The following is a 10,279-nucleotide window of genomic DNA, read 5'->3' on the forward strand; positions in this document are numbered from 1 at the left end:
ACCTCAGGAGTCCCAGAGAATGGACGAGCAATTGCGCCAGAGCGCACTGGAATACCACCAGTACCCCAACCCGGGCAAAATCCAGGTTGCCCCGACCAAGCCTCTCACCACCCAACGCGATCTCGCCCTGGCCTACTCCCCCGGAGTGGCGGCCGCCTGCGACGCCATCGTGGAAGATCCGCTGAACGCCTACAAATACACCGCGCGCGGCAATCTGGTCGCGGTGATCTCCAACGGCACCGCGGTACTGGGCCTGGGCAATATCGGCGCGCTGGCCGGCAAGCCGGTGATGGAAGGCAAGGGCGTGCTGTTCAAGAAGTTCGCCGGCATCGACGTGTTCGACATCGAGGTCAACGAGCTGGATCCGGACAAGCTGGTGGACATCATCTGTTCGCTGGAGCCCACCTTCGGCGGCATCAACCTGGAAGACATCAAGGCGCCCGAGTGCTTCTACATTGAGAAGAAGTGCCGCGAACGCATGAACATTCCGGTGTTCCACGATGACCAGCACGGCACCGCCATCGTGGCCGCCGCCGCTGTGCTCAACGGCCTGCGCCTGGTGGAAAAGGACATCGCGCAAGTGCGCGTGGTGGCTTCCGGCGCCGGCGCCGCCGCCATCGCCTGCCTGGATCTGCTGGTGGCCCTGGGCGTGAAGCGCGAAAACATCACCGTCTGCGACTCCAAGGGCGTGATCTACGAAGGCCGCGACGAGAAGCTGGACGAGTCCAAGAAGCGCTACGCGATCAAGGACAACGGCCAACGCAAGCTGGCCGACGCCATGACCGGCGCCGACATCTTCATGGGCCTGTCCGGTCCCAAGCTGGTGTCCCAGGACATGGTCAAATCCATGGCCCGCGCGCCGCTGATCCTGGCCATGGCCAACCCGGAGCCGGAAATCCTGCCGCCGCTGGTCAAGGAAGTGCGTCCGGACGCCATCATCGGCACCGGCCGTTCGGACTACCCGAACCAGGTCAACAACGTGCTGTGCTTCCCCTTCATCTTCCGCGGCGCGCTGGACGTGGGCGCCACCACCATCAATGAAGAGATGAAGCTGGCCACGGTGCGCGCCATCGCCGATCTGGCGCTGGCCGAGCAGAACGACGTGGTGGCCACCGCCTACGGCGACCAGGAACTGTCGTTTGGCCCGGAATACGTGATTCCGAAACCGTTCGACCCGCGCCTGATCGTCAAGATCGCCCCCGCCGTGGCCAAGGCCGCGATGGATTCCGGCGTCGCCACCCGCCCGATTCAGGACTTCGACGCCTACGCCGATCAACTGGCCCAGTTCGTGTACAAGACCAACTTGTTCATGAAGCCGGTGTTCGCCCAGGCCAAGAAGGACCCGAAACGCGTGGTGCTGACCGAGGGCGAGGATGAGCGCGTGCTGCACGCTACTCAGGAAATCGTCACCCAGGGTCTGGCCAAGCCGATCCTGATCGGCCGCCCCAGCGTCATCGACATGCGCATCCAGAAGCTGGGCCTGAAGCTGGTGGCCGGCAAGGACTTCGAGATCGTCAACAACGAATCCGATCCGCGCTTCGCCGAGTACTGGAAAGAGTACTACCAGCTGACCAAGCGCAAGGGCGTGTCGCAGGAACAGGCTCGCCGCCGCGTGATCGGCAACACCACGCTGATCGGCGCGATGATGGTGCGCCGCGGCGACGCCGACGCGATGATCTGCGGCACCTACGGGCCGTACCGTCAGCACTTCGACATCGTCGAAACCGTGCTCGGCTACAACAACCCGGAGCAAGTGGCCGGCGCGATGAACGCGCTGATCCTGCCCACCGGCAACATCTTCATCGCCGACACCTACGTCAACGCCGACCCGAGCGCCGAGCAACTGGCCAGCATCACCCGCATGGCCAGCGAGTCGATCAAGCGCTTCGGCATCGCGCCCAAGGCCGCGCTGCTGTCCAACTCCAGCTTCGGCACGCTGAACAGCGCGTCGGCGCAGAAGATGCGCGCCGCCTTCGACCAGATCCGCTCGGCGCAGCCGGATCTGGAAATCGACGGCGAAATGCAGGGCGACGCCGCGCTGGTGGAAAGCATCCGCAACCAGGCGATGCCGGACAGCACGCTGAAAGGCTCCGCCAACCTGCTGATCATGCCTAACGTGGAAGCCGCCAACATCAGCTACAACCTGTTGCGCGTCTCCGCCTCCGACGGCGTGACCATCGGCCCCATCCTGATGGGCATGAGCAAGCCGGCCCACATCCTGACCCCGATCGCTTCGGTGCGCCGCATCGTCAACATGGTGGCCCTGGCCGCCGTGGACGCGCAGAACAGCAAGTAAGCGTCGGCCTGGATGTAAAGGCATATACTGAACGGGCAAGCGCAGCTTGCCCGTTTTTTCTTCGCCGAGGGAACAGCCCATGAGCAACGAATTCAACCCCAACGATCCCTTCGCCCTGTTCCGCCAGTTCTGGCAAACCGCCACCCCGCCGGGCATGCAGCCGTTTCTGCCGCCGATGAGCGAGGAGGAGATAGACCGCAAGCTGGCCGAATTGCGCGTGGTGGAAAGCTGGCTGACCATGAATATGGGCATGCTCAGCATGCAGATCAAAGCCCTGGAAATGCAGAAGTCCGCGCTGCACTCGATGCGGCCGAAAGACCCGCCGCACAACTGAGGCCGCCCCCGCCCCCGCGCGGCCGCGCTCAAGTTTGCTTGGCGCGCAAACAACGCTACACTCTACCGTCCGGCCGCGGATCTTCCTGGCAGAAGCCCGCGGTCGCCATGCCTCAAGGTGATGAACGGGACGGCTCGCCCTCCCCTTTCCCATAACAATTAACGACCAATTTTCCGCGGACTCCATGCGTTTCTCCACTCCTTACGCCGCGCAGCCCGCAGATTCCGGCCTGCCTTCCATCCCCGTCTGGCTGTTCTTGCTTATCGCCGTCGCCTGGCTGCTGCCCGGCCTGGTAGGCCATGAGCCCTGGAAGCCGGACGAAGCCTATACCTTCGGCCTGGTGCGCCATGTCGCGGAGACCGGCGACTGGATCGTGCCGACGCTGGCCGGCGAGCCCTTCATGGAAAAGCCGCCGCTGTTCTTCATCAGCGCCGCCTTCACCATGCAATTGTTCGGCGGCTGGCTCAGCGCGCCGGACGCCGCCCGCCTGGCCGCCGGCGGCTGGATGGCGCTGGCGCTGGCCGGCACCGCCGTCTCCGCCGGCGCCTTGTACGGCCGGCGCGCCGCGGCCTGGGGCGCCTTGCTGCTGCTGGGTTGCCTGGGCCTGCCGATGCGCGCCCATCAAATGATCACCGACACCGCCCTGCTGGCCGGCATGGCCTGGGGGCTGGCCGGACTGGTGCTGCTGCGCCGACGCGCCTTGCTAGGCGGCGCGCTGCTGGGCCTGGGCGGCGGCGCCGCCTTCTTGAGCAAGGGCCTGCTGGGCCCCGGCTGCCTGGGCCTGACCGCCTTGCTGCTGCCGCTGCATCCCGATTACCGCAACCGCCGTTACGCCGGCGGCCTGCTGCTGGCTGCGCTGATCGGCCTGCCGCTGGCCGCGCTGTGGGGCTTGAGCCTGTACTTGCGCGATCCGGCCTTGTTCCAGCTCTGGTTCAAGGTGAACAACTTCGGCCGTTTCGACGGCAGCGCCCATCTGGGCCCCAAGGCGCCGCGCCTGTTCTATGGCCGCACCCTGCCCTGGTACGGCATCCCGGTGTTGCCTCTGGCGCTGTGGGGCTTGTGGCGCGGCCGCCGGCAATGGACCCGAGCCTGGCCCGCCGCGCCGGCCTTGCTGTGGCTGGTGACGCTGACGGTCTTGTCGCTGGCGGGCGACGCCCGCGAGCTGTACGCGATGCCCTTGCTGTTGCCGCTGGCGCTGCTGGCCATCGCCGGCTTGCGCGCCGGCGACGCCCATCGCGGCTGGCGCGCCTTGTCCGGCTTCAGCCTGCTGCTCTGCCTGACGCTGGGCGCCGTGGTGCTCGTCGTCGCCTGGGTGCTCTCCACCGGCGAACCCGCGCAATGGGCCAGCCATCTGCTGCACCGCAAGTTCACCGACTGGCATCCGCAGTGGCATCCGTGGACCTGGCTGGCCTTCGGCCTGATCGCCGGCGGCGTGATCTGGCTATGGCGACGCTTCCCGACCGACACCGCCCCTGGCTTCGCCTGGCGCTGGAGCCTGACCATCGTGCTGCTGTGGGGCGGCCTGGCCACGCTGTGGCTGCCGGCGCTGGATCACGGCATGCGCTATCGCGAAACCTTCGCCCCGCTGCGACCCGTCCTCGCCGACATCGGCCGACAGGGCGAGTGCGTCGCCAGCGTCGGCCTGGGCGAGCCGCAACGCGCGCTGCTGGACTACTACGCCGACTACCGCACGCTGCGGCTGGAAAGCGCGCCGCTGGCCAAAAACTGCCGCTGGCTGCTGGTCCAGTCCCTGCACGACCAGTTGCCGCCCTACCTGGCCGGTCTGAAGCCCGCGGAAAGTTTTCAGCGCCCGGGAGACCCCAAGGAGCGCTTCCGCCTTTACCGGCTGGAGCAACCACTGGGCCAGCTGTTGAAGGCCAAGAAATAATTACAACGGAATCAATTTCCGACGAAATTGTCACAATTCGTCACAATTTGCCCAATATTCCTTAACAATCACAGCGCCGCGATAACGTAGCCTTAACCCTTTTTTTCTTGAGGTTATGGTATGTCGGCGCTGAACGCGGTGGATTTGTTCTGGTCCCTTGCCAGCGGGCGCTTCTCCCGCGAGGACGGATTCGACGAGGGGAAGAACCGCTGCAAATTCGCGCTGCGCGGACTGTTGACCTTGCCCTGGACGCTGCGCTGGCTGGACAGCTGGGGTCAACCCGCGCTGCGCCGCCATCTTCAGGCCAACCCGCGGCTGGCCTGCAAGCTGCACCGTCCTTATCTCTACCGCTCGCTTGGCCCGAGCGGCAAGCTGGCGGCCCTGCGCGAGCACTATCAGGCGCTGGCGGAACGGGTGTCCCCCGCCGCCTACCGCAGCCTGCTCAGCGACGCCGGCCTGACGCTGGCCGAACTGCAGGGCAAAAACGAGGCCGCGATCACGGCGCTGCTGACGCATCGCCACAGCTTCGACAAGGAAGGCGAGTTGTCCTTGCAAATCTGCTCGGAAGAGCGGATCGCCATCGCCACGCTGACCTTCACCATCACCCGCCGCCAGGGCGAAACCGCCATCATCATCGGCGGCTTGCAAGGCCCGCGCAAACCTCATGGCGCCGACGCCGTCCACCAGTTGACCAAGCAAAGCCACGGGCTGTTTCCCAAACGTCTGGCGGTGGAAGCCTTGGTCGCGCTGGCCCGGGAAATCGGCGCCAGCCAGGTGCTGGCGGTCAGCAAGTGGCAGCACATCTACAGTTCCTGGCGCTATCGTCGCCAGTTCTTCGCCGATTACGACAGTTTCTGGGACACCTTCGACGCCCAGCCCACCGCTTGCAAACGCTTCTTCAGCCTGCCGCTGCAACTGCCGCGCAAGCCGCTGACCGAAATCGCCAGCAAGAAGCGCGCGGAATATCAGCGCCGCTACGCGCTGCTGGACGAGCTGGTCGACCAGAGCCGCCGCGCCGTCACGCTCCGGGCCGCCGCAAACTGAAAGCGGCTTCCGCGCGGCTGAACTCGTCGCCGCCCAGCTTGCCCACCAAGGCCAGCGCCTTGCTCGCCACGCGGCCGTCGCGCCAGGCCTCGTCCGCCACATGCACGTGGCGCACCTCCCCCAGCACCAGATTGCCGGCCCCCGCGCCGTCGCCCAAGGCCAGGCACTGGTTCAGCACGCACTCGAAACGCAGCGGCGCCTGCTCCACGCCCGGCGCCCTCACCTGCCGGCTGCGGGCCTTGCCCACGCCGGCCAGATCGAACTCGTCCACCTCCGGCGCATAAGGGCCGCAGCTGAGGTTCATCGCCTCCGCCAAATGCTCGGGCACCACATTGACCACGAACTCGCCGGTGGCGCGAATATTGGCCAGGGTATCCTTCTCGCCGCCGCCGGCCGGCGTCAGAATGCTCAGCGCCAGCACCGGCGGCTTCACGCTGGCCACGGTAAAGAAGGAAAACGGCGCCAGATTGGCCACGCCCAGCAAATCCTGAGTGCTGACCCAGGCAATGGGCCGGGGCTGCACGCTGCCCACCAGCAAGGGGTAGACCGCCTCCGGCGGCAAGGTCTTGATGTCGCAGTCCATATCGATTCCTCCTTGATGCCATCATTCTAATGCTGCATAGCAACAAAATACTAGTGCCGCCAAATGCGCCCGGCGATGGTGTCGCAACCGCTCGGCAGGTAAAATGGCGCGATGAACTCACCTCGTTTTATCCATCTGCGCCTCCATTCGGAATTCTCCATCACCGACGGCATCGTGCGCCTGGATGACGCCATCAAGCGCGCCATCCAGGACAATATGCCCGCGGTGGGCATGTCCGATCTGATGAACATCTTCGGCATGGTCAAGTTCTACAAGGGCTGCCGGGACAAAGGCGTCAAGCCCATCGTGTCCTGCGATGTCTGGCTGGAAAACGAGGAAGACCGCGACAAGCCCTACCGTCTGATGCTGACGGTCAAGAACCGCCAGGGCTACGGGCGCTTGTGCGAACTGCTGGCCGACGCCTACACCCACAACCAGTACCGCGGCCGCGCCGAACTCAAGCGCGCCTGGCTGGAAAACGGCGACAACAGCGGCCTGATCTGCCTGTCCGGCGCCCATCTGGGCGACGTGGGCCAGGCCTTGCTGATGGGCCAGCGCGACGAAGCGCGCCGCCGCGCCGAATATTGGGAACGCTGCTTCCCGGACAGCTTCTATCTGGAGCTGCAACGCCTGGACAATCCGCAGGTGGAGCACGCGCTGCAAGCCTCGCTGTGGCTGGCCGGCGAGACCGGCCTGCCGGTGGTGGCCACCCACCCTATCCAGTTCATGGATCCGGACGACTTCAAGGCCCACGAGGCCCGCGTCTGCATTGCCGAAGGCTTCACCCTGGGCGACAAGCGCCGGCCGCGCAGCTTCGAGGCGAACCAATACTTCCTGTCCACCGAACAGATGCTGGAGCGCTTCGCCGATATTCCCGAAGCGCTGGAAAATTCGGTGGAAATCGCCCGCCGCTGCAATATCAGCGTGCAGCTGGGCAAGAACTACCTGCCGCAGTTCCCCACTCCGGACGGCATGACGCTGGACGACTACCTGGTGCACCTGTCCCAGGAAGGCCTGGAGGAACGGCTGGCCAAACTCTATCCCGACCCGGAAACGCGCGCCCAGGAGCGGCAGCCCTACGACGAGCGCTTGAAGATCGAGTGCGACACCATCATCCAGATGGGCTTCCCCGGCTACTTCCTGATCGTGGCGGACTTTATCAACTGGGCCAAGAACAACGGCTGCCCGGTGGGCCCGGGCCGCGGCTCCGGCGCCGGCTCGCTGGTGGCTTACAGCATCGGCATTACCGATATCGACCCGCTGGCCTACGCGCTGCTGTTCGAGCGCTTCCTCAACCCCGAGCGGGTATCGATGCCCGACTTCGACATCGACTTCTGCCAGGACAACCGCTATCGCGTGATCGAATACGTGCGCCAGAAATACGGCGCCGAGGCGGTGTCGCAGATCGCCACCTTCGGCACCATGGCGGCCAAAGCCGTGGTGCGCGACGTCGGCCGGGTGCTGGACCTGCCGTATATGTTCTGCGACGGCATCTCCAAACTGATTCCCGCCGCGCCCGGCAAGCAGTACTCGCTGGACGACGCGGTGGAAATGGAGCCGATACTGCGCGAGCGGCTGGAAAACGAGGAAGAGCTGCGCGAGCTGTGGGAACTGGCCAAGAAACTGGAAGGCCTGACCCGGAACATCGGCATGCACGCCGGCGGCGTCTTGATCGCGCCGGGCAAGATCACCGACTTCTGCCCGATGTATCAGGCCAGCGGCGACGGTTCGGTGCCGGTGTCGATGCTGGACAAGGACGATGTGGAAAAAGTGGGCCTGGTGAAGTTCGACTTCCTCGGCCTGCGCAACCTGACGATTATCGAACTGGCGGTCAGCTACATCAAAGACCTGGATCCCAGCTTCGACACCGACCTCAACCTGCTAGAGTTCACCGACTCCGCCGCCTACAAGGTGCTGCAACAGGCCAACACCACCGCCGTATTCCAGCTTGAATCGGACGGCATGAAACGGCTGCTGGAAAAGCTGAAGCCCGACCGTTTCGAAGACATCATCGCTGTGCTGGCGCTGTATCGTCCGGGCCCGCTCGGCTCCGGCATGGTGGACGACTTCATCCTGCGCAAGGCCGGCAAACAGGAAGTCGACTACTATCATCCGGACCTGCAGGCCTGCCTGGACCCGACCTACGGCGTGATCGTCTACCAGGAACAGGTGATGCAGATCTCGCAGATCATCGGCGGCTACACCCTGGGCGGCGCCGACATGCTGCGCCGGGCGATGGGCAAGAAGAAGCCTGAGGAAATGGCCGAGCACCGCGGCAAGATCGCCCAGGGCGCGGCCACCAAGGGCTACGACCCCAAGCTCGCCGAAATGCTGTTCGACCTGATGGCCAAGTTCGCCGAGTACGGCTTCAACAAGTCGCACACCGCCGCCTACGCCGTGGTCTCCTATCAGACCGCCTGGCTCAAGGCCCACCACACCGCGGCCTTCATGGCGGCCACCATGTCTTCGGAATTGGACAACACCGACCAGCTCAAGGTGTTCTACGACGACAGCGTGGACGGTAAAAACGGCCTGGTCTTCCTGCCGCCGGACGTCAACCAGAGCTACTACCGCTTCGTGCCGGTGGACCGCAAGCATATCCGCTACGCTCTGGGCGCGATCAAGGGCACCGGCGAAGCCGCCGTCGACCACATCGTCGCGGTGCGCGCCGAATCCGGAGCCTTCAAGGACCTGTTCGACTTCTGCCGCCGCACCGACAAGAAAATCGTCAACAAGCGCGTGATCGAAGCGCTGATCCGCGCCGGCGCTTTCGACAGCCTCGAGCCCAACCGGGCCAAGCTGTTCGGCAACGTCGGCCTGGCGATGAACGCCGCCGAGCAGGAACACGCCAACGCCAACCAGGGCGGCCTGTTCGACATGTTCGGCGACGACGTCGCCCCTAGCGTAGAAATGGCCGAGATCAAGCCGTGGAGCGACGCGGTCAAACTGGCGGAGGAAAAACTGGCCATCGGCTTCTATCTGTCCGGCCATCCCTTCGCCGCCTACGCCAAGGAAATTCGCGGCTTCATCAAGACCCCGCTGTCCCGGCTCAGCCCGCGCAAGGAGCCGCAGCTGCTGGCCGGCTTCGTCACCGGCATCCGCGTCAAGGTGGGCAATCGCGGCAAGATGGCCTTCGTCCAGCTGGACGACGGCAGCACCAAGCTGGAAGTCAGCCTGTTCGCGGAAAGCTTCGAAGCCAACCGCAGCCGGCTGAAAGACGACGTGGTGCTGGTGATAGAAGGCAAGGTCAGCGAGGACAACTTCTCCGGCGGCCTGCGCATCATCGCCGACAAGGTCTACGAGTTGGGCGAGGCGCGCAGCCGCTACGCCCGCAGCCTGTCGCTGAAGCTGGCCGGCAAGGTGGACGTCAGCAAGCTCAAGGCCCAGCTGCACCCCTTCCGCAGCGAAGACGCCGGCTGCCCGGTGCGCATCCATTACAACAACGGCGCGGCCAGCGGCGACCTGATGCTGCCGCCGCCCTGGGGCGTGCGCTTGGACGACGGCTTGTTGCTGGCGCTGCAGGACTGGCTGGGCAACGACAAGGTCAAAGTGATGTGGTGAGCCGCCGCGCTCCCGCCAAGCCGCGCCCAGCGCGGCTTTTTTCATGCCCGCGCTTTGCAAGCGCCGGACATTGCAGTAGGCTTCCCCGCTCAAACGCACCACAGCAAAAGGATGTTTTCAGATGACGGCACGCCCGGCGCAACTCCAAGACGTCGCCCCGGTCTTCCAGATCGAGCAAGCGGTATTCGGCCACCACGTCTATCCGGACTTTTTCTTCCGCCAGGCCCATGACCTGTGGCCGGACCTGTTCTTCGTCGCGCCGGGCGCGCAAGACGGCGAGCTGGGCGGCTACATCATCGGCGCGCCGGGCAGCGGGCCAGGCGAATTCTGGATCATGTCGCTGGCGGTCCACCAGCATTGCCGCGGACAAGGCGTAGGCAAGCAACTGCTGCAAGCCTTGCTGCAGGCGCTGCGGACTCGCCAGGCCAGCCACGCCAAGCTGACGGTTCACCCCGACAACTCCGCGGCCAGGCTGTACCAGCAGCTTGGCTTTGTCGTTGTCGAGCATCAGCCTCATTACTTCGGCGACAACGATCCACGCCTGGTGATGCGCCTGGACTTCTAATTCTAAGA

General features: G+C 65.0%; 7 protein-coding genes. 6 read left to right on the top strand and 1 reads right to left on the bottom strand.

Going from position 1 to position 10,279, the window contains the following annotated elements; genetic code table 11:
* Positions 1 to 19 precede the first annotated feature (19 nt).
* The 4 genes from JW897_RS23375 (at position 20) to JW897_RS23390 (ending at position 5,562) form a co-directional block, all read left to right on the top strand.
* A complete protein-coding gene (locus tag JW897_RS23375; protein WP_048414457.1) occupies positions 20 to 2,296 on the top strand; it encodes an NADP-dependent malic enzyme in 2,277 nt (758 codons plus the stop codon).
* Between the two features lie 79 nt (positions 2,297 to 2,375).
* Positions 2,376 to 2,630 carry a PhaM family polyhydroxyalkanoate granule multifunctional regulatory protein gene (locus JW897_RS23380; protein WP_019102797.1) on the top strand — a complete coding sequence of 85 codons (255 nt, stop codon included), beginning with the start codon at positions 2,376 to 2,378 and terminating at the stop codon, positions 2,628 to 2,630.
* A 184-nt stretch (positions 2,631 to 2,814) separates the two neighbouring features.
* Positions 2,815 to 4,518, top strand: a complete 1,704-nt coding sequence (locus JW897_RS23385; RefSeq protein ID WP_205467836.1) for an ArnT family glycosyltransferase — start codon at positions 2,815 to 2,817, stop codon at positions 4,516 to 4,518.
* A 120-nt stretch (positions 4,519 to 4,638) separates the two neighbouring features.
* The gene (locus tag JW897_RS23390) at positions 4,639 to 5,562 is read left to right on the top strand and encodes a VirK/YbjX family protein (RefSeq protein WP_205467837.1); all 924 of its coding nucleotides are present in this window, start codon (positions 4,639 to 4,641) and stop codon (positions 5,560 to 5,562) included.
* Here the strand turns inward: JW897_RS23390 and JW897_RS23395 are convergent.
* Positions 5,537 to 6,145 (bottom strand): flavin reductase family protein, encoded by a 609-nt coding sequence (locus tag JW897_RS23395; protein WP_048414460.1) that lies wholly within the window; start codon positions 6,143 to 6,145, stop codon positions 5,537 to 5,539. The genes JW897_RS23390 and JW897_RS23395 overlap by 26 nt on opposite strands.
* Positions 6,146 to 6,256: 111 nt before the next feature.
* On the opposite strand from JW897_RS23395, the gene dnaE reads away from it, so the two are divergent.
* Together dnaE and JW897_RS23405 are read left to right on the top strand one after the other, a co-directional pair.
* Entirely contained in the window at positions 6,257 to 9,706 is a 3,450-nt protein-coding gene (gene dnaE / locus JW897_RS23400; RefSeq protein WP_205467838.1) for a DNA polymerase III subunit alpha, read from the top strand.
* Positions 9,707 to 9,827: 121 nt separating this feature from the next.
* Positions 9,828 to 10,271 (top strand): GNAT family N-acetyltransferase, encoded by a 444-nt coding sequence (locus JW897_RS23405; RefSeq protein ID WP_048414462.1) that lies wholly within the window; start codon positions 9,828 to 9,830, stop codon positions 10,269 to 10,271.
* The last annotated feature ends 8 nt before the right edge of the window (positions 10,272 to 10,279 follow it).

The organism is Chromobacterium alkanivorans (genome assembly GCF_016937655.1).
Taxonomy (GTDB): domain Bacteria; phylum Pseudomonadota; class Gammaproteobacteria; order Burkholderiales; family Chromobacteriaceae; genus Chromobacterium; species Chromobacterium alkanivorans.